The 26,111-nt window shown below is 61.2% G+C and carries 24 protein-coding genes and 2 tRNA genes; 12 read left to right on the top strand and 14 right to left on the bottom strand.

Annotated elements, in window-relative coordinates; all coding sequences use genetic code 11:
* The first annotated feature begins 34 nt into the window (after positions 1–34).
* From VE26_RS05340 to VE26_RS05310, 7 genes are all read left to right on the top strand, one after another.
* Positions 35–110 (top strand) — tRNA-Asn (locus VE26_RS05340).
* A gap of 99 nt (positions 111–209) precedes the next feature.
* Positions 210–1,430, top strand: coding sequence for an MFS transporter (locus VE26_RS05335; RefSeq protein WP_046104058.1), 1,221 nt, complete (start codon positions 210–212; stop codon positions 1,428–1,430).
* Positions 1,427–1,873 (top strand): SRPBCC family protein, encoded by a 447-nt coding sequence (locus tag VE26_RS05330; RefSeq protein WP_046104057.1) that lies wholly within the window; start codon positions 1,427–1,429, stop codon positions 1,871–1,873. Before VE26_RS05335 ends, VE26_RS05330 begins: the two co-directional genes overlap by 4 nt.
* 55 nt (positions 1,874–1,928) lie before the next feature.
* Positions 1,929–3,326: a cryptochrome/photolyase family protein gene (locus tag VE26_RS05325; RefSeq protein WP_152658720.1), complete on the top strand. Its 1,398-nt coding sequence runs from the start codon at positions 1,929–1,931 to the stop codon at positions 3,324–3,326.
* A 199-nt stretch (positions 3,327–3,525) separates the two neighbouring features.
* Positions 3,526–4,575, top strand: a complete 1,050-nt coding sequence (locus tag VE26_RS05320; protein WP_046104056.1) for a cysteine synthase A — start codon at positions 3,526–3,528, stop codon at positions 4,573–4,575.
* 65 nt (positions 4,576–4,640) lie between these two features.
* Positions 4,641–6,092 (top strand): cardiolipin synthase, encoded by a 1,452-nt coding sequence (gene cls, locus VE26_RS05315; RefSeq protein ID WP_244465633.1) that lies wholly within the window; start codon positions 4,641–4,643, stop codon positions 6,090–6,092.
* 10 nt (positions 6,093–6,102) lie between these two features.
* Complete coding sequence (locus tag VE26_RS05310) at positions 6,103–6,816, top strand: alanyl-tRNA editing protein (protein WP_046104055.1); 714 nt, start codon at positions 6,103–6,105, stop codon at positions 6,814–6,816.
* A 9-nt stretch (positions 6,817–6,825) separates the two neighbouring features.
* Here the strand turns inward: VE26_RS05310 and VE26_RS05305 are convergent, their stop codons facing one another.
* From VE26_RS05305 to VE26_RS05285, 5 genes are all read right to left on the bottom strand, one after another.
* Positions 6,826–7,848 carry a transporter substrate-binding domain-containing protein gene (locus tag VE26_RS05305; protein ID WP_052715685.1) on the bottom strand — a complete coding sequence of 341 codons (1,023 nt, stop codon included), beginning with the start codon at positions 7,846–7,848 and terminating at the stop codon, positions 6,826–6,828.
* Positions 7,849–7,967: 119 nt separating this feature from the next.
* Positions 7,968–8,768 carry an amino acid ABC transporter ATP-binding protein gene (locus VE26_RS05300; protein WP_046104054.1) on the bottom strand — a complete coding sequence of 267 codons (801 nt, stop codon included), beginning with the start codon at positions 8,766–8,768 and terminating at the stop codon, positions 7,968–7,970.
* 5 nt (positions 8,769–8,773) lie between these two features.
* Positions 8,774–9,901, bottom strand: coding sequence for an amino acid ABC transporter permease (locus tag VE26_RS05295; protein WP_046104053.1), 1,128 nt, complete (start codon positions 9,899–9,901; stop codon positions 8,774–8,776).
* Positions 9,902–9,910: 9 nt separating this feature from the next.
* Entirely contained in the window at positions 9,911–11,101 is a 1,191-nt protein-coding gene (locus VE26_RS05290) for an amino acid ABC transporter permease (protein ID WP_046104052.1), read from the bottom strand.
* Between the two features lie 111 nt (positions 11,102–11,212).
* On the bottom strand, positions 11,213–12,229 hold the full coding sequence (locus VE26_RS05285; protein WP_046104051.1) for an amino acid ABC transporter substrate-binding protein: 1,017 nt from the start codon (positions 12,227–12,229) through the stop codon (positions 11,213–11,215).
* A gap of 218 nt (positions 12,230–12,447) precedes the next feature.
* Between VE26_RS05285 and metC the strand changes: the two genes are divergently transcribed.
* Positions 12,448–13,635: a cystathionine beta-lyase gene (gene metC / locus VE26_RS05280; RefSeq protein WP_046104050.1), complete on the top strand. Its 1,188-nt coding sequence runs from the start codon at positions 12,448–12,450 to the stop codon at positions 13,633–13,635.
* Here the strand turns inward: metC and VE26_RS05275 are convergent.
* A complete protein-coding gene (locus VE26_RS05275; protein ID WP_052715684.1) occupies positions 13,617–14,357 on the bottom strand; it encodes a phosphatase PAP2 family protein in 741 nt (246 codons plus the stop codon). The two genes, metC and VE26_RS05275, sit on opposite strands and share 19 nt — an antisense overlap.
* 105 nt (positions 14,358–14,462) lie before the next feature.
* Between VE26_RS05275 and VE26_RS05270 the strand changes: the two genes are divergently transcribed.
* The 3 genes from VE26_RS05270 (at position 14,463) to VE26_RS05260 (ending at position 15,902) form a co-directional block, all read left to right on the top strand.
* Positions 14,463–14,539 (top strand) — tRNA-Pro (locus tag VE26_RS05270).
* Positions 14,540–14,627: 88 nt separating this feature from the next.
* The gene (locus VE26_RS05265; protein ID WP_046104049.1) at positions 14,628–14,933 is read left to right on the top strand and encodes an ETC complex I subunit; all 306 of its coding nucleotides are present in this window, start codon (positions 14,628–14,630) and stop codon (positions 14,931–14,933) included.
* Between the two features lie 102 nt (positions 14,934–15,035).
* Positions 15,036–15,902 (top strand): TraB/GumN family protein, encoded by an 867-nt coding sequence (locus tag VE26_RS05260; RefSeq protein ID WP_046104048.1) that lies wholly within the window; start codon positions 15,036–15,038, stop codon positions 15,900–15,902.
* Between the two features lie 87 nt (positions 15,903–15,989).
* On the opposite strand, the gene VE26_RS05255 is transcribed toward VE26_RS05260, so the two are convergent.
* From VE26_RS05255 to VE26_RS05220, 8 genes are all read right to left on the bottom strand, one after another.
* A complete protein-coding gene (locus VE26_RS05255; protein WP_342018404.1) occupies positions 15,990–17,159 on the bottom strand; it encodes a Gfo/Idh/MocA family protein in 1,170 nt (389 codons plus the stop codon).
* Between the two features lie 116 nt (positions 17,160–17,275).
* Complete coding sequence (locus VE26_RS05250) at positions 17,276–18,334, bottom strand: sugar phosphate isomerase/epimerase family protein (RefSeq protein WP_046104046.1); 1,059 nt, start codon at positions 18,332–18,334, stop codon at positions 17,276–17,278.
* A gap of 163 nt (positions 18,335–18,497) precedes the next feature.
* A complete protein-coding gene (locus tag VE26_RS05245; protein WP_046104045.1) occupies positions 18,498–19,640 on the bottom strand; it encodes a Gfo/Idh/MocA family protein in 1,143 nt (380 codons plus the stop codon).
* A 5-nt stretch (positions 19,641–19,645) separates the two neighbouring features.
* Positions 19,646–20,395: a sugar phosphate isomerase/epimerase family protein gene (locus VE26_RS05240; RefSeq protein WP_046104044.1), complete on the bottom strand. Its 750-nt coding sequence runs from the start codon at positions 20,393–20,395 to the stop codon at positions 19,646–19,648.
* 157 nt (positions 20,396–20,552) lie between these two features.
* The gene (locus VE26_RS05235) at positions 20,553–21,635 is read right to left on the bottom strand and encodes an ABC transporter ATP-binding protein (RefSeq protein WP_046104043.1); all 1,083 of its coding nucleotides are present in this window, start codon (positions 21,633–21,635) and stop codon (positions 20,553–20,555) included.
* A 6-nt stretch (positions 21,636–21,641) separates the two neighbouring features.
* Positions 21,642–22,559 carry a carbohydrate ABC transporter permease gene (locus tag VE26_RS05230; RefSeq protein WP_244465669.1) on the bottom strand — a complete coding sequence of 306 codons (918 nt, stop codon included), beginning with the start codon at positions 22,557–22,559 and terminating at the stop codon, positions 21,642–21,644.
* Between the two features lie 17 nt (positions 22,560–22,576).
* A complete protein-coding gene (locus VE26_RS05225) occupies positions 22,577–23,515 on the bottom strand; it encodes a carbohydrate ABC transporter permease (RefSeq protein WP_046105047.1) in 939 nt (312 codons plus the stop codon).
* A 90-nt stretch (positions 23,516–23,605) separates the two neighbouring features.
* Positions 23,606–24,844, bottom strand: a complete 1,239-nt coding sequence (locus tag VE26_RS05220; RefSeq protein ID WP_046104041.1) for an ABC transporter substrate-binding protein — start codon at positions 24,842–24,844, stop codon at positions 23,606–23,608.
* A gap of 226 nt (positions 24,845–25,070) precedes the next feature.
* Here VE26_RS05220 and VE26_RS05215 point away from each other — a divergent pair, with 226 nt between their 5' ends.
* Positions 25,071–26,111, top strand: coding sequence for a LacI family DNA-binding transcriptional regulator (locus VE26_RS05215; protein ID WP_046104040.1), 1,041 nt, complete (start codon positions 25,071–25,073; stop codon positions 26,109–26,111).

The raw sequence follows: 26,111 nt of genomic DNA, 5'->3' as shown, positions 1-26,111 counted from the left end.
GACCTCGCTCTCGGAATGAGGGCGCAAGAAGTGTTCCGCGATAGCTCAGTTGGTAGAGCGTTCGACTGTTAATCGAATGGTCGCTGGTTCGAGTCCAGCTCGCGGAGCCATCTTCTTTTTCCCCTCAAATTGCTAAGCTTGCGCAATTGAGATTGCTCTTGTCCCTCGCCGGGGATAGGAGCGGCTGAACCTTTCGCAAGTTTTTTCCTATGACCAGCATGTCCTCAGTTTCAGCGCCCAGTGCGCCGCGCACGACCCTGACCATTATCCTGGCAGTGAGCGGCGCACATCTGCTGAACGACCTGCTTCAATTCCTGCTGCCAGCGCTCTATCCGCTGCTCAAGGACACTTATAACCTGTCCTATCTGCAGATCGGGCTGCTGACCCTGGGGCAACAGATTACTGCCTGCCTGCTGCAACCCATATTCGGGCTTTCCGGTGATCTGCGGCCCAAGCCTTACTGGCTCGCGCTTTCCATGGGCATCATTGCCGCAGGCGTGGCGCTGCTTGCAGCTGCAAATGGATTCTGGCTGCTGTTTTTCGCGTCGGTCATCCTGGGGACGGGGTCGGCTATCTTTCACCCCGAAGCCTCCCGCGTCGCCCGCATGGCATCGGGCGGGCGCCTGGGCTTTGCCCAGTCGCTGTTCCAGGTCGGCGGCAATGCCGGCACCGCGCTCGGTCCGCTGGCGGCTGCGCTGATCCTGCTGCCGCTCGGACAGCACAGCGTCGCTTATTTTCTCGGCGTGGCAGCCATAGGCCTGGCCCTTCTGACCTATGTCGGTCGCTGGTTCGTGGAACACGAACGGCAGGCCGCCACGCGTCCCCGGCCCGTGGTGCAGAAGCCAGCCCTCAGCCGGCAGCGACTCATCCTCGCCTTCGCGATCATCGGCGCTCTGCTGTTCAGCAAATTCATCTATATCGAAGGGCTGAAGAGCTATTACGCCTTCTTCCTGATCGAAAAATTCGCGCTGACGGCTCAGGAGGCCCAGTTCTACCTGTTCGCCTTCCTGGGTGCAGTTGCGGCGGGCACTTTTTTCGGCGGCCCCATCGGCGACCGCTATGGACGCCTCGCGGTGATATGGGTGTCCATTCTGGGTGCTCTGCCGTTCACGCTGGCCCTGCCCTATCTGGATCTCTTCTGGACAGCTGTGATGAGCATCATGGTGGGGCTGATCCTGTCGTCCGCCTTCTCGGCCATGGTCGTCTACGCACAGGAACTGGTGCCCGGCAAGGTCGGCATGATCGCGGGCTTCATCTTCGGCTTCGCGTTCGGCATCGGCGCTCTGGGCGCTGCCGCCATGGGGGCGCTGGCTGACTGGATCGGAATGATCACCGTGTTCCAGATCTGCGCGTTCCTGCCCGTCCTGGGCATTCTCACAATCCTCCTGCCGAGAACGGCCGAACTGCATCCGGAAAGGGCGTCAGCATGAGCACAGGTATCGAAATCGAAGGTGAAGGCGAAATCACCCTCACCCGTACGATCGCGGCCAATGTGAGCGACGTCTTTGCGGCCTGGACCGACCCGGCGCTGATCGAACAATGGCAGACCGACGAAGCCGAGTTCGACGCTTTCGAAGGCGGGCACTACCACTTCGTCACCTATGCCGATGAAGACGAGGACGCCGATCACGAGGTTTCCGGCGATGTTCTGCAGTTCGTTGAGGATGAACGCCTCGTTCTTTCCTGGGTCTACAAGGACGAGGAAGACGAACTGATCTTCGTGCTCGATATCGTCTTCAAAGCCATCGGGGAGGACGCGACCACGATCACCCTGACCGAGCGTGGCCTTGCCCATGCCGATGCGCAGACGCGCATTTTTTCCATGGAGGCATGGAGCGGGGCGCTCGAAGAATTGGCCGAACTGATGGAATAGATTGAACCATCGTGCCGCGTCATGCGTAAGCGATAGGATCAATCTGGAGCCCGTCTTGTCAAAAGCTCTCGTATGGCTGCGCAACGATCTGCGCCTGTCGGACAACCCCGCTCTCGTCGAAGGCTGCAAGTTGGACGAGACTATCGCGATCTACATCCACGCGACGGACAAGGGATTACGCCCGGAAGGCGGTGCAGCGCGGTGGTGGCTGAACCGAAGCCTTAATTCGGTGGCTGCCGACCTTGCCAAGATCGGGGTGAAACTGAAGGTAGAGTGCGGTTTGTCGCTGGACGTCCTCAAACGTGTGGCTGGCGAAACGGGGGCGGATAGCGTCCATTGGAACCGACGCTACGGGCCAGATGCACGCGAGCTCGACAAGACCATAAAGGCCAGTTTGCGCGAGGACGGCTTAGATGTCAGCTCGCATGAGGGAAATGTGCTGGCAGAGCCCTGGACCGTCGAAACCGGACAGGGCAAGCCCTATTCGGTCTTCACGCCGTTCTGGAAGACCCTCAAGGCCAAGGACATTGCGCGCCCCCTGCCCGCGCCCAGGGGCAAGTCCATCAAGTCCGACGCTGTGGACACCGACTATGTCGAGCCGGCCTGGGCCGAGAAGCTGCAACACTATTGGCATCACGGTGAAAAGGCCGCGCTTTCGGCACTTGATGATTTTCTAGAGGATAAGGTCGAGGATTATCCTGAAGGACGGAACGTGCCCGCCAAGGATGTTACGTCCCGTTTGTCGCCCCACCTGCGCTTCGGCGAGATCAGCGCGCGCGAAATCTGGCATCGGGCCCTGGCCTATGCCCATGCCAAACCGTCAAAGGCTGGCGCAATCGACAAGTTCCTCTCTGAGCTGGCCTGGCGCGACTTCAGCTACCATCAGCTCTATCATCGTGACGACATTTCCAAAGTATCGATGCAGCCGAAATACGAGGGGCTTGAATGGCGCAATGCGCCTAAACAACTGACGGCCTGGAGCAAGGGGGCGACGGGCTTTCCCATTATCGATGCGGGTATGCGCGAGCTATGGGAAACCGGCTATATGCACAACCGGGTACGCATGCTCGTGGCCTCCCTGCTCACCAAGAACATGCTTATCGACTGGCGCCGCGGCGAAGACTGGTTCTGGGATTGCCTCGTGGATGCCGACGAGGCAAACAATCCGGCGAGCTGGCAATGGGTGGCAGGCAGCGGGCTCGATGCCGCCCCCTATTTCCGCATCTTCAATCCCGTAACCCAAGGCGAACGCTTTGACGGCGCGGGCGACTACGTGCGCCGCTGGGTGCCCGAGCTCGGCAAAATGCCGGACAAATGGGTGCATAAGCCCTTTGAAGCCCCCGAAGAGGTGCTCAAGTCCGCCGGCGTGGTGCTTGGCCGGACTTATCCCAATCCCGTGGTGGATCTGAAATCCACGCGGGCGCGCGCATTGGAAGCTGTCAGCGACCTTTAGGGGTAAAAAACTATTTCGCGCAGGGTTCCACAGGGAGACGGGGCTTCCATCTCGGGCCACGGCTGGAAAAAGCCCTGCCGCAGAGCGGGTTTGCGCCTTGCGGTTGCAGCCGTGGGCACCTACCATAAGTGACTGATCTTCATGGCTTTGCTCACGCGAAGCAGAGCAAATCCGTCATATCCGGGACGATAAGAGCATTATGGCCAAGCACCAAGACCTCATCTCCGCCATCGGCAACACGCCGCTCATTCGTCTCAACCGGGTCTCGACGCTGACGGGATGCGATATCTGGGGCAAGGCGGAGTTCCTCAATCCCGGACAATCCGTCAAGGACCGGGCCGCCCTGTTCATGATTCACGATGCGGTCAAATCCGGTGCGCTCAAGCCCGGCGGCACCATTGTCGAGGGCACGGCCGGAAATACCGGCATTGGGCTGACGCTGGTCGCCAACTCGCTCGGCTTCAAATCGGTGATCGTCATTCCCGAAACGCAAAGCCAGGAAAAGAAGGACGCCTTGCGTCTTTATGGTGCTGAGCTGATCGAGGTCCCAGCCAAGCCATACAAGAACCCGAACAATTACATCAAGGTTTCCGGGCGCCTGGCGGAAAAACTCAACCGCGAGCGTCCCGAGGGGGCCGTTTGGGCCAACCAGTTCGACAATATTTCCAATCGCCGTGCACATGTTGAGACGACCGGCCCCGAAATCTGGCAGCAGACGGGTGGACGCATCGACGGGTTTATCTGCGCCGTTGGCTCGGGCGGTACGCTGGCCGGCGTTGCCGAGGCGCTGCGAGCACGAAACCCCGACGTCAAGATTGGCCTCGCCGATCCAGAAGGTGCGGCGCTCTACGAATATTATGCCAACGGTGCGCTCAAATCCTCGGGCAATTCCATCACCGAAGGCATCGGACAGGGCCGCATCACGGCCAATCTCGAAGGGCTCGATGTCGACATGCCCTACCAGATCTCCGATGCGGAAGCCCTGCCCTTCATCTACGATCTGCTACAACATGAAGGTCTCTGCCTGGGGGGATCGAGCGCGATCAATATAGCCGGCGCCGTGCGCATGGCGCGCGATCTCGGGCCCGGCAAGACCATCGTGACGATCCTCTGTGACTATGGCAACCGCTATGCCAGCAAGATTTTCAATCCGGAGTTTCTCCGCTCCAAGGACTTGCCGGTGCCGCCGTGGATGGACGAACCGGGGACGATCGACATCAGCGAGGTGATGGAACCCGAAACGCTCTGATCGTCAGGCATTGCCGCACCGGCTTTCGCTGCTAGAGTGACCGTCCACCGTTTCGAAAGATCACCGTGTTCGGCATCGACGACATTCTCCGCGCGGTCATCGCGGACCTGCACATCGTGGCGCTCATCATGGGCGCCATTTATTTGCTCGCCTTCGTGTGCGCGGTCCGGGAAATTCTCAATTCCCGGACTTCTCAGGGCTCCATTGCCTGGCTTTTGTCCCTCCTCCTCCTGCCCATTCCCTCGGTCCTGCTCTACCTTATCTTCGGGTGGAAACTCTTTGACGACTACGCCACTGACCGGATGAAGAACGGCCGGGCCGACCGACCATTGCGGGCCAAGGATCTGGCGCTGGTCGATCGGGAAACCGATGCCCTTTGGCCGGTTCAGGTTCATGTCTCCGAGCTTCCCTTTCTCAAGGGAAATGATGTCGAACTGCTGATCGACGGCAAGGCGACGTTCGATTCGATCTTCGAGGGCATAGAGGCTGCGCGAGAATACCTGCTTGTGCAGTTCTATATCGTCCGCGACGACAAGCTGGGACAGGAGCTTGCTGAGCGTCTGATTGCCAAGGCCAAGGAAGGGGTTGCAGTTTATCTGCTTTACGACGACATCGGCAGCACCGGCATGCCCAAGCGCTATCGCCGGGAACTGCGCGAGGCCGGGGTCAAGGTGGCAGGGTTCAATTACCGCCACAAGCTGCTGCGCTTCTATGGACCGGCCCGTATCAACTATCGCAATCATCGCAAGATCGTGGTGGTTGACGGCAAGCATGCCTGGGTCGGCGGGCACAATGTGGGTGTCGAATATCTCGGAGAGGATCCCAAATTCGGGCATTGGCGCGATACTCATGTTCGAGTGTCCGGCCCGGCGGCGCTGGGCTGTGCGCTGCTGTTCCGCGAGGATTGGGAATGGGCGACGGGCGAGCTTCTGCCCAATCGCCCACCGGCGGAGCTCGAGTCCTTCGGTGAGGAATCGGTGCTGGTCATGGGCAGCGGGCCGGCCGACAAGCTCGAGGAATGCGCCATTGCCTATACCGACCTGATCGGGAGGGCGCGGGAGCGCTTATGGATCGTCAGCCCTTATTTCGTGCCGGATACCGACATCCGGACGGCGCTGTTCGCGGCGCGGTTGCGCGGGGTGGACGTGCGGATCATGCTGCCGGACAATCCGGACCACAAGATCGTCTGGCTGGCGAGCCTGGCGCATGCCGATTCCATGGTCGAACACGACATCGGGGTCTACCGCTACACCGATGGATTCCTTCATCAAAAAGTGGTTTTGATGGATGACCAGATTGCGACGGTGGGCAGTGTGAATTTCGACAATCGCTCGTTTGCGATCAATTTCGAGATCACCTTGTGGTTCACCGATCCGGCGACGCTCTCGGCCATCGAGGACATGCTGCTCAAGGACTTCGAGTCCTGCCGCCAGGTGGGCATGTCGGAGGTGCAGACCCGGCCCTGGCCGCTTTATGTATTGATGCAGGCGGCGCGCCTATTATCCCCAGTTCTCTAGGCATTTTCAGATGACCCAATTCCTGTTTCGCGACGATTCTTACCTGCGCACGACCGATGCCGTGGTTACCGAAATTACGCCCGAAGGCGGGATCGTGCTGGATAGGACCATCTTCTACGCGGCCTCTGGCGGGCAGCCCGGCGACACTGGCACTTTGGCGCTTGACGCTAGCAGACTGTTGACGTTGACCACCGCACTTCATCCCGAAGGTGACAAAACGGCCATCGTTCACGTTCCCGAGCCCGGACAAACGCTGCCGGCAGTGGGAGAGCGCGTGACATTGTCGCTCGACTGGGAGCGGCGCTACAAATTGATGCGGATGCATACGGCGCTGCACCTGCTGTCCGTGGTCATGCCCTATCCGGTCACCGGCGGGCAGATCGGCGAGGACAAGGGGCGTCTCGATTTCGATATGCCGGAGGTCCCCGACGACTTGCCAGCGCTGGAGACGCAGCTCAACGATATGGTCACCGCCAACCATGCGGTCAGTTACGAGTGGATCAGCGACGAGGAGATGGCGGCCAAGGCCGACCTGATCAAGACCATGAAGGTGAAGCCGCCGATGGGCCAGGGTCGCGTGCGGCTGGTGCGGATCGGCGATGTGGACCTGCAACCCTGTGGCGGCACCCATGTGGCGCGCACCGGAGAAATCGGCCCCCTCGCCTTCGGCAAGATCGAAAAGAAGGGCAAGCAGAACCGCCGGGTCAGTCTGCACTTCGCATAAGGCGGATACCTACATGATTGGCGGCGCGTAAAGCAGGCCGCCATTGCTCCAGAGAGCATTCTGCCCGCGCAGCATGGCGGCGCCGGTCTGGGCGCCGAAATTGCGATCGTAAAGTTCGGAATAATTGCCCACGGCACGAATGGCGTCGCTCATGAAGGTGGGGCGCAGACCCAAGGCGCTGCCGAAATCCCCCTCGAGGCCCAGAATGCGCCGGACCGATGGCGACCGGGCGGCCGACAGGGAGTCGATATTGAGGCTGGTGACGCCCACTTCCTCGGCGGTGATCAGAGCGAAGATGGTCCAGCGGACGATTTCGAACCACGTATCGTCATCCATGCGCACGACCGGCCCGATCACTTCCTTGGAAATGCGTTCGGGCAAGATCCGATGCTGGGCGGGCTCCTGCAATTCGCGGCGAATGGCCTGCAATTGGCGACCGGAGGCCGAGACCACCTGGCAGAGACCGGCGCGATAAGCGGTCAGGAGGTCGGCAGTCTCCTCGTAGAGGACCTCGCGATAGGTGGTCTGATTGGAAAAGAAAAATTCGTCGAGCGCGGCAATCTCGCCGAAGGCGTCAACGACGCAGATGCTGACGTCATCGAGTTCGTAGGCCGATACGACGCCCAAGGATTGGGGAACGAGAAAGGCCTGGCCATCGAAAAAGCTGGGCGTGACATAGCGGGCGCCGAAACGGGTGTCGCGCCCTGCCGTCCAGGCACCGTTGCGCATGAGCACATCGACGCTGCCGGTCTGGAGCGGGGCAAAACGCGCTTCGCCACGATAGGAGCGAAACTCGATCTGATCGGGATTGCCGAAGATGGCGGCGGCAAGCGCGCGGCAGAGATCGACATCGAAACCCGACCAGCGGCTGTCATTATCCTGCTGGGCGAACCCGGCCAGAGGATTGCTGGAGCCACAGACGAGAAAGCCGCGCTCGCGCACCGCTTCGAGCGTCTGGGCCGCGACAGGCGGCACTGCCAACCCGAACAGCAGGGTTGCCAGAAGCAGGACTGGCTTGAAAAAGTGGCGCACGATTGCAGGCTTTCGTTTCTTGCGTCCACTATCGGCAGGCAGGCAAAGGGGGTCAAGCCGACCACCGGCTCGACCCCCTGATAATTTGTTCAACTCGCCGTTGATCGCGCCGCAGCGTCCTAGTGCAGAATCTGACTCAGGAAGAGCTTGGTGCGCTCATGCTGCGGGTTCGAGAAGAAGGCCTCGGGCTCGTTCTGCTCGATGATCTGGCCCTGATCCATGAAGATCACGCGATTGGCCACCTGGCGGGCAAAGCCCATTTCGTGGGTCACGCAGATCATGGTCATGCCTTCCTCGGCAAGGCTGATCATCACCTCGAGCACTTCCTTGACCATTTCCGGGTCGAGCGCCGAAGTGGGTTCGTCGAACAGCATGATCCGGGGCTGCATGCAGAGCGAGCGGGCAATGGCGACGCGCTGCTGCTGACCGCCGGAAAGCTGGCCGGGATATTTGTTCGCCTGCTCGGGAATCTTGACCCGCTCCAGATAATGCATCGCCGTCTCTTCCGCCTCGGCCTTGGGCGTGCCGCGCACCCAGATGGGCGCGAGGGTGAGGTTCTGAAGGATGGTCAGGTGCGGGAAGAGATTGAAGTGCTGGAACACCATGCCGACTTCGCGGCGCACTTCATCGATGCGCTTGAGATCGGCCGTCAACTCGGTGCCGTTGACGATGATCTGGCCTTCCTGATGCTCTTCCAGCCGATTGATGCAGCGGATCAGCGTCGACTTGCCCGAGCCCGAGGGGCCGGCGATGACGATGCGCTCGCCCTTCATCACCTTGAGGTTGATATCGCGCAGCACATGGAAGTCGCCATACCACTTGTGCATGTCGACCACTTCGATGGCCACCTCGGTCTGGGAGACCTGCATATGGCTGGTGTCGATCTGACGGTCGAGCGTTGTTTCTGAAACCTGAGACATAGGCGCTACCTCTTGTAGCCAGTGTTGAGACGGCGCTCCATGAAGATGGAGTAGCGGGACATGCCGAAACAGAAGACCCAGAAGACCATGGCTGCAAAGATGTAGCCGGTGGTCGCGGTGTTGGCCGATTGCCATTCGATGGCGGAATCGTTCTTGGTCTTGACCGCTTCGAGCAGGTCACGCATGCCGACGATGTAGACGAGCGACGTGTCCTTAAAGAGCGAGATGAAGTTGTTCACGATGCCCGGGATCACGTGCTTGAGGGCCTGGGGCAAGATGATGAACCACATCCGGCGCCAATAGCCGAGCCCGAGCGCCGCCGCGGCTTCGTACTGCCCCCGCGGAATGGCCTGCAGACCGCCGCGTACCACCTCGGCCATATAGGCGGAGGTGAAGAGCGTGACGCCGACCAGGGCGCGGAGGAATTTATCCACCGTCGTCCCCTGCGGCATGAAGAGCGGCAGCATGACCGAGGCCATGAACAGGATGGTGATCAGCGGGACGGCGCGGATCAACTCGATGAACATGACGCAGGCGGTCTTGATGATCGGCAGGCTCGATTGCCGGCCGAGCGCCAGGACGATGCCGAGCGGGAAGGACAGCGTGATGCCCACGACCGAAATGATGAGCGTGACCAGAAGGCCACCCCATTGTTCGGTGGGAACGACACGCAGGCCGAACAGACCGCCAGCCAGAAGGATGTAGCTGACGATCGGATAGACGACGAGCAGCAGGACGGCATTGACCCGCTTATAGGGCACCTTGGGGATCAGGAGCGGCGTCAGCAGCAGCGCCCCCAAGGCGAAGACGAGATTGGGACGCCAGAATTCCTGGGCCGGATAGAAGCCGTAGATGAAAAACTCCATCTCGGCCGCGATATAAGCCCAGCAGGCGCCGGCATTTTCCATGCGGCACTGTTCGACCGTGCCCCCGGGGGGCACGGCATTGCCGAAGAAGAAGCCATAGAGCGGCGGGACGACCCAAAGCAAAAAGGCTGCACCCAGAACGGTGAGCACGCCGTCGAGCGGGGTGGCGAAGAGGTTCTTCTTGATCCACACCATGGGGCCGCTGGTCCGCATGGGCGCGGGGCGGGCCTCAACGATGTCGGAGCGGACGAAACCAATGTCTGTCATGGCAACCTCCTACCGTTCCACCAGCTTCACGCGGCCATTGTACCAATTCATGATAGCCGAGGTGAGCAGGGAGAAGCAGAGATAGACCGTCATCACGATGGCGATGCATTCGATGGCGCGACCGGTCTGGTTCAGAGAGGTTCCCGCGAAGACGTTGACCAGTTCGGGATAGCCGATGGCTGCACCGAGCGAGGAGTTCTTCGTCAGGTTGAGATATTGGCTGGTGAGGGGCGGCACGATCACCCGCATGGCCTGCGGCACGACCACGAGGCGCAGGCGATCACCATCCTGCAGGCCGAGCGAAGAGGCCGCTTCGGTCTGGCCATGATTGACCGACTGAATGCCGCCGCGCACGGTCTCGGCGATGAAGGCCGCCGTATAGATGATGAGGCCGAAGGCCAGAGCGATGAACTCGGGCGGCAATTGCAGGCCGCCGCGGAAATTGAAGCGCTCGAGCACCGGCAGTTCGAAAGCGACGCTGGCGCCGCTGACCCAGAACACGAGGCTGGTGACGCCGAAGAGGATGACCAGGGAGGTGAGGAAGACCGGGAAACGCTTGCCGGTGGCTTCCAGACGCTTCTTGGCCCAGTGTCGCAGCACAATCACGCCAATGACGGCCAGAGCCAGGCCCAGCCAGACGAAGTTGAACTGCTCGTCCGGAATGGGCCGCGGGATCATGATGCCGCGCTGGTTGATGAAGCTGTCGAACGGCAATTCGAAGGAATTGCGCACGGCCGGCATGGATTTGAGAACCGCAAAATACCAGAAGAACAGCTGCAGCAGCAGCGGGATGTTGCGGATGACCTCGATATAGATCGTGGCCAGGCTTGAGATGATGAAATTGGTGCTGAGGCGCGCAATGCCGATGGTGAAGCCCAGGACAGTGGCAAAGAAGATGCCAACCACGGCGACAAGCAGCGTATTGAGCAGGCCCACCATGAAGGCTTCATAATAGTACGAGGCGCGGGACCATGGAATGAGCGAGAACGAGATATCAAAACCGGCCGTGCGCCACAGGAAATCGAAGCCCGTGGTCTTGTTCTGCGCCGCCAGATTGGCCGCAGTATTGCCGATTATCCAGAGAATGAAGCTGACTATCAGCGCGGCGACAACGACCTGGTAGATGATACCCCGGATAACCGGATCGTTGAAAAAGTTCGCCCTTGGGGCTGTCTGGGGCCCCGTATCGAGTGTCGTCATGTGAGCTGTCCCTTGGCCGCAAAGAGCCGCTGCACGCCATTGCCGGCGCGGCATACGACGGAACAAAAAGTCCGGCGCTCCTGGAGGGAGCGCCGGCTCAATTCGTTCGGCTTAGCGGATCGGCGGAGCGTACTGGATGCCGCCGTCGCTCCACAGAGCGTTCAGGCCGCGTTCCAGCCCGATCGGGGTATCCGGGCCGACATTGCGCTCATAGGTCTCGGCATAATTGCCGACGAGCTTGATGATCTGGTAGGCCCAGGCGTTGTCGAGGCCGAGCGGGGCACCGAATTCGCCTTCGACGCCGAGCAGGCGCTTGATGGCCGGGTTGTCAGAACCGAGCTGCTCATCGACATTGGCCGAGCTGACGCCCAGCTCTTCGGCTTCGAGCAGCGCGAAGTAGGTCCAGCGGGCAATGTTGAACCACTGGGTATCACCCGAGCGCACGGAGGGGCCAAGCGGCTCCTTGGAAATGATTTCCGGCAGGATGATGTGGGCATCGGGATCGGCGAACTTGGATCGTTCGGATGCCAGAGCCGAGGAGTCGGTGGTGTAGACGTCGCAACGGCCGTCTTCGTAGGCCTTCACCACTTCGTCCTGGTCCACGAACACGACGGTGTTGAATTCCATGCCATTGGTGGCGAAGTAGTCGGCGGCGTTGAGCTCGGTGGTGGTGCCGGATTCGATACAGATCGCGGCGCCGGAAAGGTCCAGAGCCGATTCGATGCCGTCTTCCTCGCGGACCATGAAGCCCTGGCCATCATAGAACATGGTGCCCACGAAGCTGATGCCCAGCTGGGTATCGCGGCTCATGGTCCAGGTGGTGGTGCGGGACAGCACATCGACTTCGCCGGCGGACAGGGCGGTGAACCGCTCCTGGCTGGTGAGCGAGGTGAAGCGGACCGCGTCAGCATCGTTGAAGATCGCCGCAGCCAGAGCACGGCAATAGTCGACTTCGATGCCGGTCCAGACATTGCTGGAATCGGGTGCCGAGAAGCCGGCGACGCCGCCGGTGACACCGCACTGGACGTATCCCTTGGCCTTCACGTCATCGAGAATGGCCGCCTGGGCGGCCGTCGCGCCGAGGCCCAGCGAGGCCGCGACTGCGATCGATACGAGCGCTTTTTGCATTTATTTGCCTTTTTGTTTCCTGACCCAGTGTTCGGAGCCTATCCTGTTTGCCGAGGCCCCGATCGCACCACCGCTTTATCTTGCGGTCTGGATGCTGCTAAGCATGCAAGCCTCAATTGACCGTAACGTCAAGTGTGGTTGGTGTGTTGGGACAGGAAAGCTGTCGCTTATTTAGACAAATCCCCCCAGATGATTTCTTTTTGAGCATCGAGCCTAGTATGAACGATTATAATTCCGGCAAGTCGCAGGCCTATTCTGTGGAAACGCTGCTCACCCATGGAGGACGCATTCCGGACGAGCAGTTCGGATTCGTGAACACGCCGGTCTATCGCGGCTCGACGATCCTGTTCAAAACGCTCGCCGACCTCGACGCGCAGAGCCAGCGTTATCTTTATGGCCGCGCCGGCAACCCCACCACCGAAGCGGTGGAAAGCGTGGTCACCGCGCTCGAGGGCGCCTATCGCACCAAGCTCGTGCCCTCGGGCCTTGCGGCGATCACCATTGCGCTGATGGCCTGCGTCAAGGCAGGCGACGACATTCTCATCACCGACAGCGCCTATGAGCCGGGTCGCAAATTCGCCGACGGCTATCTCGAGCGGATGGGAGTGAGCGTGCGCTATTTCGATCCGCGCATCGGGTCGGGACTGGGCGCGCTGATGCAGCCCAATACAAAGGCGGTGCTCGCGGAGAGCCCGGGATCGCTGACCTTCGAGGTGCAGGATATCGCCGTACTGGCAGAGGCAGCGCATGCGGGCGGGGCACGGCTCATCGTGGACAATAGCTGGGCCACCCCGCTCTATCACAAGCCGCTGGCGCTGGGCGCCGATATCGTGGTGCACGCGGCGACCAAGATGTTCGTGGGCCATTCCGACGTGATGGCGGGCACGATCTCGACCACCGAAGCGGCGTGGGACGATGTGGAGCGGATACGGACACTGCTGGGCTTTTTCAGCTCCGGCGACGACGCCTATCTCGTGGCGCGGGGCCTGAGGACGCTGGCCCTGCGCATGAAGGAACACCAGGAGCGGGCGCTCGCTATCGCGGGCTGGCTCGAGAAGCAGGATGGCGTCGCGCAGGTGCTGCACCCTGCCCTGCCCAGCCATCCCGACCACGACATCTGGAAGAAGAATTTCACCGGATCGGGCAGCCTTTTCGGGCTGGTGCTGGAGCCGGCGGGACGACAGGCCGTCGCCGCCTTTGTCGATCACCTCGAACTCTTCAGCATGGGCTATTCCTGGGGCGGCTATGAAAGCCTGTGTCTTCCGGTGCGGATGGGCAAGGCCCGCAGCGTGCGGCCCTGGGCGCAGGAGGGCAATCTCTTCCGCCTGCATATCGGCTTTGAAGCGCCCGACGACCTCAAGGCCGACCTGGCGGCCGCGCTCGTCCGTTATTCCGCGGCGCGATGAGCCAGCTGGCGCAGGCCCGTGAACGGCTTGCGCACGATGCGGCCATCGGGGCGCTGCTCGAACAGCCAGCCGCGACGGGCAAAGAGGTTGCGCACCAGATAGGCGCCCAGCATGCCGATGACGGAGCCGGCAAAGACGTCGGTGGGGTAATGCGCCCCAACCGGCACGCGCGAGATCGCCACGGCGACGCCGATGGCCATGAAGAGCGGGAAAAGGCGCGGAAACAAAAAGCCGATGACGAAGGCCGTGCCGACAGCGGTGGCGGAATGACCGCTGGGAAAGCTCTGGAAGGTCCAGTCGTTGAAAAGGTTCTGGAACGAGAAGGCGCCGGCGGCATCGAACTCGGTCGGCCGACCGCGGCCTATAATGCGCTTGAGAATGGCCGTGAAGAGCCCGGGAATGCCCACACCGGCAAAGACGAACGCCGAAATGAGCGCCATCTCGCTCACGGCACGTCGCCAGACGCCTTCGGGCATGGGGAACATGGCGAGCCGCAAGAGAATCGCCAGAGCAAGGCTGGGGATAAGGATCCAGTCCGATAGCCCATAATCGGTGATGAAGAAGAACGGGGCGCGCCACAGATCCGGCCAGCCGATCGATCCGCGCGAGGCGGCGGTGTCGATCAGGGCCAATATGGCGAGAATGGCCACGATGCCGAGGAGGAAAAATGGCCAAGACTTGCGATTGAGGCCCAGCGGCCAAGGCTTTTGCAGATCGATCATGTCCGGTCTTGTCCCCTGATGGGCAGCCATCGTCAAGACCGAACAGAGGAGCAGGCAAGCCGCTTGCCCTTTGGCGCCGAACAGGCTAACGGAAGAGCGCGACGTCGGAGTGTAGCTCAGCCTGGTAGAGCACCGGTTTTGGGAACCGGGGGTCCAAAGTTCGAATCTTTGTACTCCGACCATTCGCACTGGTTTGTTGGCGCATCGGATAGACCGAAACCCGCGTCGCCCGTTTCGGTCCGATGCTGTGCATCGTGTTGAGGACTTTGCATGACCGCCCGTATCTATCGCCCTGCCCGCAATGCCATGCAGTCCGGCAAGGGCAAGTCCAAGAGCTGGTTGCTGGTGTTCGAACCCGAAGTGCCGCGCAGTATCGACCCGCTGATGGGCTATACGAGCAGCTCGGACATGAACCAGCAGGTCAAGCTGTCGTTCGAGACGCAGGAAGACGCCGAAGCCTATGCCCAGCGCAACGGCATTCCCTACGTCGTCCAGCCCGCCCATGATGCGACACCCAAGCGCGTCAGCTATCCCGACAATTTCCGCTCCGACCGCAAAACACCCTGGACACACTAGGCCTTTGCTAACGAAGTGATCGCGTTGGCGCCGCAAGAGATTGCGGCGCTTTGCTTTTCTGCACTAGGCTCCTGGGCGATATTTCCCACCAAGAGGACCTTGATGCAGATCCGTCCATGGCATGCCGCACTGGCCAGTCTTGTTTTCGGCGTCGGCTCCGCCCAAGCCGCACCGGCGCTTTGGAAAGTGAGCGATGGCGACAGCGCAGTCTGGCTGTTCGGGTCCGTGCACCTCCTGCCCCCTGACCTCGACTGGCGCAGCCCGCGACTGGACAAGATCATGTCCAAGGTCGACCGCGTCTACTTCGAGGCTGATATCAGCATCGAGGCCCAGATGGAGGTGGCGCCGCTGAGCTTCCAGCTGGGCTTTAGCCAAGACGGACGGCTGCTCAGCGAAAAAATCGGCCCCGACCTGACCGACCGCTTGCGCAGCGCAGCCGAGACCTATGGGTTGGAAATGCCGCTGCTGCTGACCATGGAGCCGTGGATGGCGGCAACGACGCTCTCTTTCGGGCCCTTGCAGGAACTGGGCTACGATCCCTTGCTGGGGGTCGAGCAGATACTGGCCCAGGATGTCCCCAAGGAACGGCAGGGCTATCTTGAAACCACGGAGCAACAGCTCAGCTTTCTGGCCGGCGGCTCGATGGACGAACAGATATCCATGCTGGAGGCGACGCTCAAAACCCTCGACGCCACGCAGGGCGATATCGACGTGATGGTCAACGCCTGGATGGACGGTGATCCCGAAGCGCTGGGCGAAGTCTTCATTGGCCAGATGGGCGAATTCGACGACGGCATGGTGACGCGGCTGATCGATGAGCGGAACCATCACTGGACCGATCAGATCGCGACCATGCTGGAGACCAATGAAAGCGCCCTGCTGGTGGTTGGCGCCGCGCATCTTGTGGGTGACATCAGCGTGGTGAGGCTGCTGGAAGGGCGCGGGTTCACCAGCGAGCGCGTGCAGTAAGGCGCGTGTAAAACAAAAGCCACCGGGCGAACCCGGTGGCTGAGATGGCGGTGGGAAAGCGCCGGCAATACCGACGCAGACCAGGGCTCAGACGTCGCTGAGTTTCGTCCACTTGCTGTCGTTCTGGCTCGACTGCACAGAAGCCACGATGAACTGCATGCCTTCCACACCATCGGCCATGGAAGGTAGCAAGCTCTCGAACTCGGCCCCATCGCCCCGGATGACGGCGGCGAACTGGCTGTAGATGGTGGCAAACGCTTCCAAATAGCCTTCCGGATGGCCCGAGGGAATGCGGACATTCATGGAGGCAGCCGGCGGCACCGAGATCGAACCGCCACGGGTGAGCAATTGCTTGGGCTTACCGAATTCAGTGAACCACATGTAGTTCGGATTGTCCTGACGCCACTCGATGCCACCCTTGTCGCCATAGACGCGCAATTGCAGGCCATTTTCGCAGCCGACGGCCACCTGGCTGGCCCAGAGCATGCCCTTGGCGCCGCCTTCGAAGCGCAGCATGATATGGACATTGTCGTCGAGCTGGCGGCCCGGCACGAAGGCGGTGAGGTCCGCCGAGACGGCCTCGGTCTTGAGATTGGTGACGAAGCGGGCAAGGTTATAGGCGTGGGTGCCGATGTCGCCGATGCAACCGCCGGCGCCCGAACGGGCAGGATCGGTGCGCCATGCGGCCTGCTTGTTGTCGTCGCCGGTTGCTTCGGTCAGCCAATCCTGCGGATATTCGACCTGGATGACGCGGATCTTGCCCAAGGCCCCGGACGCCACCAGCTCGCGCGCCTGGCGGATGAGCGGATAGCCGGTGTAATTGTGGGTGAGCAGGAATTTCGCGCCGTTCTTGGGCTTGATTTCGGTCAGCTTGCGGGCGTCCTCGAGCGTCGCGGTGATCGGCTTGTCGCAGATGACGTGGATGCCGGCCTCGAGAAAGGCCTTGGCCGGACCGTAATGCATATGGTTCGGCGTCACGATGGAAACGGCCTCGATGCCGTCGGGACGGGCGGCCTCGGCCTTGGCCATTTCTTCGTAGGACGTATAGATGCGATCTTCGGCGAGGCCGAGATTCTTGCCCGATTCCAAGGCCACTTCCGGACGCGACGAGAGCGCGCCGGCGACGAGGTCGTAATCGCCATCGAGACGTGCGGCAATGCGGTGAACATAGCCGATAAAGGCCCCCGTGCCGCCGCCAACCATGCCGAGGCGAATGCGCTTTGCGCCGTTTTCAGCCATTTCTTTCTCCCTGATTATCTGGGTACCAAATCTGATCCTGATGCCGATGTCATCCCGGCGCGAGGCCGGGATGACATGTGGACATCGCAGGATGGATCCCGGCCACTGCCGGGGCGACGTTTCTCTTAGGTTGCCTAGCTCAGGCCGAGCATCTTGCGATTGGCTGCCTGATCGGTACCGCCGCTGGCGAAATCGTCAAAGGCCTTTTCGGTGACGCGGATGATGTAGTTCTCGATCAGCTGGGCGCCTTCGCGCGCGCCATCTTCGGGGTGCTTGAGCGCACATTCCCATTCGAGCACGGCCCAGCCCTTGAAGTCGTTGGCCGCCATCTTGGCAAAGATCGCCGGAAAATCGACCTGTCCGTCGCCGATGGAACGGAAGCGCCCTGCCCGATCAACCCAGGACTGGAACCCGCCATAAACACCCTGGCGACCGGTGGGGTTGAACTCGGCATCCTTGACGTGGAAAGCCTTGATGCGATCCTTGTAGATGTCGATGAAGTCGAGATAGTCGAGCTGCTGCAGCACGAAATGGCTCGGATCATAGAGCAGGTTGGCGCGCGGGTGGTTCTTCACGCGATCGAGGAACATTTCGTAGGAAATGCCGTCGTGCAGGTCCTCGCCGGGATGGATTTCATAGCAGACGTCGACGCCGGCCTCATCGAAGGCATTGAGGATCGGCGTCCAGCGGCGCGCCAGCTCGTCGAAGGCTTCCTCGACGAGGCCGGCCGGGCGCTGCGGCCAGGGATAGATATACGGCCAAGCGAGCGCGCCCGAGAAGGTGGCATGGGCATTGAGGCCCAGGTTCTGAGAGGCCTTGGCAGCATTTTTCAGGGTCTGGACCGCCCATTCCTGTCGCGCCTTGGGATCGTTGTGCACCGAGGCGGGGGCAAAGCCGTCAAAGGCCGTATCATAAGCCGGATGCACGGCAACAAGCTGCCCCTGCAGATGGGTCGACAACTCGGTGATCTCGAGGCCGTGGCTGTTGACGATGCCCTTGATCTCGTCGGCATAGGTCTTGGAGGTGGCGGCTTTTTCGAGGTCGATGAAGCTCGACACCCAGGTGGGGATCTGCACGCCCTTGTAACCGAGGCCGGCAGCCCAGCGGCAGATATTGTCGAGATTGTCGAACGGCGCCGCATCGCCCGCGAACTGGGCGAGGAAAATGGCTGGGCCCTTGAGAGTGGTGGCCATGGGGGTCTCCTCTTTTGGCCCCGCACACCGCTTTGCCGGGGCTTGTTCTTATCGTGGCAGACTGTGGCGTCCGCATGAATATGGGGCGGCGATCGCTCGCCGCCCGCAAATTTCAGGCACCAATGTTGACCGGCGCAGGGCACCTGTCAATGAGGTACGTCCATCAGGCCTTGAGCAGGGCCCGGGCCTCCGCTATGCCCAGGGCACGCGGACGCTCGCAGGTGGTCTTGAGGGTCAGCACCTGGCCGGTTTCACCGGCTTCGAGCAGGCCCGTCATCACTTCCACCACATGCAGTGCCACATCGAGGCCGCAACGGGCGGTCTGGCCGCTCTCATGCGACAGCATCATGTCGGCAAGGCCGGCGCAGCGATAATTGGCACGCGGATTGTCCTGGTCGAGACCCTGGTTCGGCTTGCCGAAGGGGTGGTCCCAAGGCGTGACCGGCGTGCGGGTGCCGTCCAGCGCGGCGGTGACGAGATCGCCGCCGAAGAAGTTCGGATCGGGCACGAAGATCGACCCCTCGGTGCCGTAGAGCTCGATATTATGGTGGCCATGGGCCGCCACGTCCCAGCTGGCGCCGATGGTGACGATGGCGCCGTTATGGAATTCGAGGATGCCGTGGATCGTGGTGGGGGTGCCGACCTTGATCACGCTGCCCTTGTTGGGACCCTCAGCGCTCACGACACGCTCCTTGCGCGCCATGTTGGTGAAGGCCGAGAGCTTCTTCACCGGGCCGAGCAGATGCACGAGGTCCGTGATGTAATAGGGACCGAGATCGAGGATCGGGCCGCCGCCGGGCTGGAAGAAGAAATCGGGATTGGGATGCCAATGCTCCATACCGCGGCTCATGACGTGCGTGGTGCCGCTCATGATGCTGCCCAGCTTGCCTGAGTCGATGATCTCGCGGGCCTGCTGATGGGCGCCGCCCAGGAAGGTATCGGGAGCCGATCCCACCTTGAGGCCGCGCTCGTCGGCAGCTTTCTTAAGCGAGAGGCCTTCCTCGACGGAAAGCACGAAGGGCTTTTCCGAATAGGAGTGCTTGCCCGAGGAGATGATGTCCATCGAGACGCGGTAATGGGCGGCCGGGACGGTGAGATTGACGATCACGTCGATCTCGCTGTTCTTGAGCAGCTCTTCGGGCGTCTGCGCGGCGACATTGAATTCCTCGGCGCGGCGCCTGGCGGCCTCGGGCACGATGTCGGCCACGGCACGAACCTCGAGCCCCTTGAACAGGGGCGCGAGACCGAGATAGGCGGCGGAGATGTTGCCGGCACCCATGATGCCGACGCCATAAGTCTTTGCCATTTGGATTACTTCCAGTTCTTGGCGGTTGCGATCGAGCGCGTGGCGAAGCGCACGGCATCGGTCGGATTGTCGTGTTCAGCGACGAAATACTGCGCCTTGGTCTTGGCCTCGACCTTCTTGATCAGCTCGTCCCAGCCGACCACGCCATGGCCCACATCGGCCCAGCCGCTCTCCTCGGGGTTTTCGCCTTCGGCCGCCAGATCCTTGACGTGAACAGCGGTGATGCGATCACCATACCGGTCGAACCAGGCGATCGGATCGGCCTTGCCGCGGATCACCCAGGCGACGTCGCATTCCCATTCGATGGCGGGAGCGGTTTCGAGGATGATTTCCATGGGCGTGCGGCCAGAGGTGGTCGGCACGAATTCGAAATCGTGGTTGTGCCAGCCGAAGCCGTAGCCTTCCTTGGTGAAGGTTTCGCCCAGCGAGGCCAGCGTCTCGGCCAGTTCGAGCCACTTGGACTCGTCCTCGCTGCGCTGGTCGGGCATGATGAAGGGGCAATAGAGCCGCTTCATGCCGATGGTTTCGGCGATCTTGAGGGCGCCGGACGTGTCCTTGAGCTGGTCAAGGCCAAAATGGCCGGTGGGCATGGCCAGATTGTTCTTCTTGAGATCGGCGGCGAGGCCGGCGGCGTCGGCATAAAGCCCGCCAAAGCCTTCGACCTGGGTATAGCCGAGGGAGGAGAGCGTGCCGAAGAACTCGGACATCGAGGGGACGTTACGGGCGCTGTAAAGCTGGAAAGACAGCTCGGTCATTGATGGCCTCTTGTGCTTGCGATTTGGATGCGGGTGTCGCGTCGGACCGGAGGGATAGCCGTCGATGAAGCTGGCGTCGCCGCGCCGGGGCAGATCGGATGCCGCAATAGTAATATGAAGCGGCGCCCCTTGGGGCACCGCCGGTGTCGTGGCCCTATTACAGGCGGCTCTCGGTCTGTGCGCTGAACAGCGACCCGCGAGCGATGTCGAAGCCGATGGTCACCTTCTGACCGGCAGCCAGCGGAATGTCGCTGGAGCAGCGGAAGGTGACGGGAATGCCGGCAACCTTGGTCCAGGCCAGGGTTTCCGAACCCATCGGCTCGACGATTTCGATTTCCGCTTCGGTGGTGAACGGCATGCCCTGGGCAGCATCACCGATGAAGATGTGCTCGGGGCGAACGCCCAGAACCGCCTTGGCGGAACCGGTCGGCGGCACCGCAAATTCATAGGCGCCCACGGGAATACGTGTGCCATCATCGGCGGTGAACAGCTGGCCTTCGAGCGTGCCGTTGATGAAGTTCATCGATGGCGAGCCGATGAAGCCAGCAACGTAGAGATTGACCGGCTTGTTGTAGATGGTGTGCGGATCGGCCAGCTGCTGGATCACGCCATTCTTCATGATGGCAATGCGATCCGCCAGCGTCAGCGCCTCGATCTGGTCGTGGGTCACGTAGATCATGGTGTTCTTCAGGCGGGCATGCAGGCGCTTGATCTCGACGCGCAGGTCCGAGCGGAGCTTGGCGTCAAGGTTGGACAGCGGCTCGTCGAAGAGGAAGACGTCCACATCGCGCACCAGGGCACGGCCGATGGCCACGCGCTGACGCTGGCCACCAGACAGGTTGGCCGGCTTGCGCTGCAGGAGCGGCTCGATCTGGAGGATTTCCGCCGCACGCTTGACGCGCTGGTTGATCTCTTCCTTCTTCATGCCCGCAACGCGCAGGCCGAAGCTGAGGTTCTTCTCGACCGACATCTGCGGATAGAGCGCATAGGACTGGAACACCATGCCGATGCCGCGGTCCTTGGGCTCTTCCCAGGTGACGTTCTTGCCGTTGATGAAGATCTGCCCGTCCGAGACTTCGAGAAGGCCGGCAATGCAGTTGAGCAAGGTGGACTTGCCGCAGCCCGAGGGCCCGAGCAGCACGATGAACTCGCCCTGTGCGATGTCGAGATTGAGATTCTCGAGCACCTTCACATTACCGAAGTTGAGCGAGAGGTCCTTGATGGAAACGCTAGGTTGCATGGTCGATTATCCCTTCACGGCGCCGGCGGCGACGCCGCGTACGAACAGTTTGCCGGAGACAAAGTAGATGATCAGGGGCACGAGGCCGGTCAGCACGGTCGCAGCCATGTTGACGTTGTATTCGGGCGTACCCTGAGCCGAGTTGACGATGTTGTTGAGCTGAACGGTCATGGGCAGGTTCTGCGTGCCGGCGAACACCACGCCGAACAGGAAGTCATTCCAGATACCGGTCACCTGCAGGATCAGTGCCACCACGAAGATCGGCAGCGACATGGGCAGCATGATCTCGAAGAAGATGCGCCAGAACCCTGCCCCATCGACACGAGCGGCCTTGAACAATTCCTGCGGCAGCGACGCAAAGTAATTGCGGAACAGCAGGGTCAGGATCGGCATGCCGAAGATAGTATGGATGAGGATGACGCCCTGCAGCGAGCCGAAAATGCCCATTTCGCGCGTGATGATCACCAGCGGATAGAGCATCACCTGATAGGGGATGAAGGAGCCGAAGATCAGGATCGAGAAGAAGATTTCCGAGCCCTTGAAGCGCCAGTTGACCAGTGCATAGCCGTTCACGGCCGCGATGAAGATCGAGACGATGGTGGACGGAATGGTGATGCGCACCGAGTTCCAGAAGCCCGGGGACAGACCGTTACAGGTCAGACCGGTACAGGCCGAGGTCCAGGCCTTCACCCAGGCATCGAAATTGGGTGCGGCCGGAAGGGCGAAGATGTTGCCGAACCGGATTTCCGGCATCGACTTGAGCGAGGTCACCACCATCACATAGAGGGGGAACAGGAAGTAGAGGCTGAAGAAGAACAGCGTCGTGTAGATGATGATCTTCTTGGGCGTGAAGAACGGCTTTGGCCGGGGGCCGCGCGGTTCCGTGCCGGAAGTGGATGGCGTGGTCGGCGCAGCGCCCGACATGGTTGCGGTCTGGCTCATCAGCGGCGACCCTTTCCACCGAATTCGAGATAGGCCCACGGGATCATGATGATCAGCACGGTGAGCAGCATCATGCTGGCCGCAGCCAGGCCCTGGCCGATATTGCCGCCGCCGAACATGTAGTCGTACACATATTTGGCCGGCACTTCGGACGAGATACCAGGACCGCCATTGGTCAAGGCCACCACAAGATCGTAGAGACGCACGATACCCGAGCCGATGATCACCACGGCCGTAACCAGCACGCCGCGCATCATGGGCAGGACAACGGACACATAGGTGCGCCAGGTGGGAATGCCGTCGACGCGCGCGGCCTTCCAGATTTCCTCATCCACGCCGCGCAGCCCGGCCAGCATGAGGATCATGCAAAAGCCCACACCCTGCCAGAGACCGGCAATGAGCAGCGCAAACAACACCATGCGCGGATTGGAAATCCAGTCGAAGGTGAACCCGGTCCAGCCGAGATTGCGGAATGTGCCCTGCAGGCCCAGCGTGGGGTTCATGATCCACTGCCAGACCAGACCCGTCACGATGAAGGACAGGGCGAACGGATAAAGCATGATGGTGCGGAAGGCGCTTTCAAAGCGCACTTTCTGGTCCATCAGCACGGCAAGAAGAAAGCCGAGGGTGAGGGTGAGCACCAGCGACATCGAACCGTACATGATCAGGTTCGTGATCGACACATTCCAGCGCGAGGTGCCGAACAGGCGCGCATACTGGTCGAAGCCGACAAATTCGTTACGCGGCAGAAGACGCGAATTGGTGAACGAGTAATAGACCGTCCAGATGGTGCAGCCGACGAAAATCACGAGCACGGTCGCGATCATCGGCAGCGCAGCTATCTTGGCCGACAGATTGTGCAGAAACAGCTTGCTGAAGAAGTTGCGGCGATGCGGCGCCGTTTTCGTCCTCGACTGCTGAGTGGCGACGTCCGCCATGTACATCTCCATGTGAAAGTAGCCGGCCTTGGCGACCAAGACCGGCCATCTCATTGTTCCAGCGCGCCGGAAAACCGGCGCCTTGCCAGATTAGTCAGCCTGCTCGATGATCGAAGCGTAACGCTCGACATAGTCGTCGACGGTGATGTTGTCGTCGGCGATGAATTCGAGGTTGAGATCTTCGAGCTGCTTCTGGGTGTCGCTCGAGAGCGAGAAGTCACCCGAGGGCAGCAGACCGTTGTCCAGCAGAGCCAGAGCCTTGGTCATGCACGCATTGGCACCCGACAGGTCGATGTCGGTGCGGATCGGCATGGAGCCCTTGACCAGGTTGAACTTCAGCTGCGCTTCCGGCGAGATCAGGATGCGAGCCAGCTGCTCCTGGGCTTCGATCACAGCCGGATCGGTACCTTCGGGCAGAACGGGGAAGTAGAAGCTGTCGCCACCACCGGTGAGCTGGGTGCCCAGGCCGAGTGCGGGGAGACATTCATAGTCTTCACCGGGAACGCCGCCTGCGATCTGCAGGTCGCCCTGGAGCCAGTCGCCGTGGATGTTGCCAGCGGCATCGCCGGTCAGCAGCTGATTGCCAGCGTCGCCGAACGAGGGAACCATGGTCTCGGGAGACACGACACTGCGCAGCATGTCCATGGCTTCCGCGACCTTGCGGAAATCAGGACCGCGAACGGCGTCGGCGCTCTTGTCACGGTTGACCTGCATAACGAGGTCGGTACCACCGATACCGGCCATCAGCACGCCCGGAATGCCGTTGATCGGCCAACCGGTGCCCAGTGCGAACGGCAGAATGCCGGCTTCCTGCAGAGCGGGCCAGGAGGCCACGTACTCGTCCCAGTTGGTCGGAACCGGCTGACCGATCTTTTCGTAAGCAGCGGTGGAGAGCCACAGCCAATCCCACGAATGGATGTTGATCGGCAGACAGTAGAGACCACCTTCATAGCGGCACGGCTCGAGCAGCGATTGGTCGACATAGAAGCTGTCGATGTCGAGATCGGCGACGATGTCGGTCAGGTCGCGCATCAGGCCAGCCTGGATGAGCTCCTCGGCGTCACGGCCGGTGTTCATCTGGGTGGCGCCCATCGGGTCACCGCCGATGATGCGGCTGATGATGACCGGGTTGGCACCGGTGCCCGAACCGGCCAGAGCCGAGTCGACCCAGGTGTTGCCGGTTTCTTCTTCGAAGACCTTGGCGAACTCGGCGATAGCGGCAGCTTCACCGGCAGACGTCCACCAGTGGGTCACTTCCAGCTCGGCAGCATAGGCCGTGGAGCCGAGGAAAGCGGTTGCCATTGCGGCGACCACTGCAAACTTTTTCATAGGTTGTCCTCCCAACGAACATGAAGGAGCCAGAGGCCCCAGCAATGCACCAGATGCATACATGCCTTTACCTGAAGGCAAATCGCAACTGCGTGTAATCGATTGCACTACACGTTCCAAAGTGCCTCTGCAATCGATTTCAGGAGTTTCATACAAGGCTTGCGGACCTGTCAAGATCGATTTAGATCGTTTGCGTTACTGACAGCGAAAGGGGGCGCTGCCAGCGATGCGCCAGCTGCAGAAAACGCCTACCATTCAAGATGTTGCGCGCGCCGCCATGGTGTCCACCGCAACCGTGAGTCGTGCCCTCTCCACCCCTGAACGGGTAAGCGAGAGCACCCGCGCCCGCATCTCGGCCGCGATCCATGAAACCGGTTACACACTCAATCAGGCGGCCCGCTCATTGCGCCAGCGCGTGGCCAAAACCATCCTCGTGGCGCTCCCCGATATCCGAAACACGTTCTTTTCCTCCATTCTCGACGCCATCGAGCGGGAGGCGACCAGCCGGGGCTATGACGTGATCGTGGCCAATCTCTATTTCGGCCAGGATACGGCGCGGCGGCTGCAGAACTACATGCTGTCCAACCGCGCCGACGGGCTCATCCTCTTCGACGGCTCGCTCCGGGCGGAGACGCTGACCGCTTTTGCCCTGCCGCCCTATTCGGTGCCGGTGGTGATGGCCTGCGAGGAAGTGTCCAACAACAACTTCCCCACCGTCGTGACCGACAACGAGGTCGCTGCGATCCGGGCAACGCGGCACCTGCTCGATCTCGGTCACAGGCGCATAGGCCACATCATGGGCCCGGACAGCAATGTCGTCGCGCAGGACCGGCTTTCGGGATTTCGCAAGGCCATGGACAAGGCGGGCATCGCGGTTCGCCCGGACTGGATCTTTCGCGGCAATTTCGAAATGGCGAGCGGCTTTGCGGCGGCCTCGCGCTACATGGCGCTCGCGGAAAAGCCCTCGGCGATGTTCGCGGCAAACGACGAATCGGCGATCGGCTTTTTGTCAGGGCTGCGCCGGCACGGGTTGGAATGTCCGCGCGACATCTCGATGGTAGGGTTCGACGATCTCGACGTTGCGGCTCATTACCTGCCGCCCCTGACCACCATGCGCCAGCCGCGCGAAACGCTGGGTCGCATCGCCGCCGAAACGTTGATCGACATGCTCGAAGAAGCCGAGCTCGCCCGGGGGCCGACGCGAATCGTGCTGACGTCCGAACTCGTGGTCCGTGACAGCACCGCACAGGCGAAAGACGCGGGATAG

Origin of the sequence: Devosia chinhatensis (assembly GCF_000969445.1) — a bacterium.
GTDB classification, from domain to species: Bacteria; Pseudomonadota; Alphaproteobacteria; order Rhizobiales; family Devosiaceae; genus Devosia; species Devosia chinhatensis.
The sequence above is the reverse complement of the archived record's forward strand: the minus strand, read 5'-3'. Positions and strand labels throughout refer to the sequence as shown.

What these genes read in the sequence shown, in the direction of transcription:
- VE26_RS05335 (WP_046104058.1), top strand. Translation starts at nt 210, where the DNA reads ATGACCAGCATGTCCTCAGTTTCAGCGCCCAGTGCGCCGCGCACGACC.
- VE26_RS05330 (WP_046104057.1), top strand. Translation starts at nt 1,427, where the DNA reads ATGAGCACAGGTATCGAAATCGAAGGTGAAGGCGAAATCACCCTCACC.
- VE26_RS05320 (WP_046104056.1), top strand. Translation starts at nt 3,526, where the DNA reads ATGGCCAAGCACCAAGACCTCATCTCCGCCATCGGCAACACGCCGCTC.
- VE26_RS05310 (WP_046104055.1), top strand. Translation starts at nt 6,103, where the DNA reads ATGACCCAATTCCTGTTTCGCGACGATTCTTACCTGCGCACGACCGAT.
- VE26_RS05300 (WP_046104054.1), bottom strand. Translation starts at nt 8,768, where the DNA reads ATGTCTCAGGTTTCAGAAACAACGCTCGACCGTCAGATCGACACCAGC.
- VE26_RS05295 (WP_046104053.1), bottom strand. Translation starts at nt 9,901, where the DNA reads ATGACAGACATTGGTTTCGTCCGCTCCGACATCGTTGAGGCCCGCCCC.
- VE26_RS05290 (WP_046104052.1), bottom strand. Translation starts at nt 11,101, where the DNA reads ATGACGACACTCGATACGGGGCCCCAGACAGCCCCAAGGGCGAACTTT.
- VE26_RS05285 (WP_046104051.1), bottom strand. Translation starts at nt 12,229, where the DNA reads ATGCAAAAAGCGCTCGTATCGATCGCAGTCGCGGCCTCGCTGGGCCTC.
- metC (WP_046104050.1), top strand. Translation starts at nt 12,448, where the DNA reads ATGAACGATTATAATTCCGGCAAGTCGCAGGCCTATTCTGTGGAAACG.
- VE26_RS05275 (WP_052715684.1), bottom strand. Translation starts at nt 14,357, where the DNA reads ATGATCGATCTGCAAAAGCCTTGGCCGCTGGGCCTCAATCGCAAGTCT.
- VE26_RS05265 (WP_046104049.1), top strand. Translation starts at nt 14,628, where the DNA reads ATGACCGCCCGTATCTATCGCCCTGCCCGCAATGCCATGCAGTCCGGC.
- VE26_RS05260 (WP_046104048.1), top strand. Translation starts at nt 15,036, where the DNA reads ATGCAGATCCGTCCATGGCATGCCGCACTGGCCAGTCTTGTTTTCGGC.
- VE26_RS05250 (WP_046104046.1), bottom strand. Translation starts at nt 18,334, where the DNA reads ATGGCCACCACTCTCAAGGGCCCAGCCATTTTCCTCGCCCAGTTCGCG.
- VE26_RS05245 (WP_046104045.1), bottom strand. Translation starts at nt 19,640, where the DNA reads ATGGCAAAGACTTATGGCGTCGGCATCATGGGTGCCGGCAACATCTCC.
- VE26_RS05240 (WP_046104044.1), bottom strand. Translation starts at nt 20,395, where the DNA reads ATGACCGAGCTGTCTTTCCAGCTTTACAGCGCCCGTAACGTCCCCTCG.
- VE26_RS05235 (WP_046104043.1), bottom strand. Translation starts at nt 21,635, where the DNA reads ATGCAACCTAGCGTTTCCATCAAGGACCTCTCGCTCAACTTCGGTAAT.
- VE26_RS05230 (WP_244465669.1), bottom strand. Translation starts at nt 22,559, where the DNA reads ATGTCGGGCGCTGCGCCGACCACGCCATCCACTTCCGGCACGGAACCG.
- VE26_RS05225 (WP_046105047.1), bottom strand. Translation starts at nt 23,515, where the DNA reads ATGGCGGACGTCGCCACTCAGCAGTCGAGGACGAAAACGGCGCCGCAT.
- VE26_RS05220 (WP_046104041.1), bottom strand. Translation starts at nt 24,844, where the DNA reads ATGAAAAAGTTTGCAGTGGTCGCCGCAATGGCAACCGCTTTCCTCGGC.
- VE26_RS05215 (WP_046104040.1), top strand. Translation starts at nt 25,071, where the DNA reads ATGCGCCAGCTGCAGAAAACGCCTACCATTCAAGATGTTGCGCGCGCC.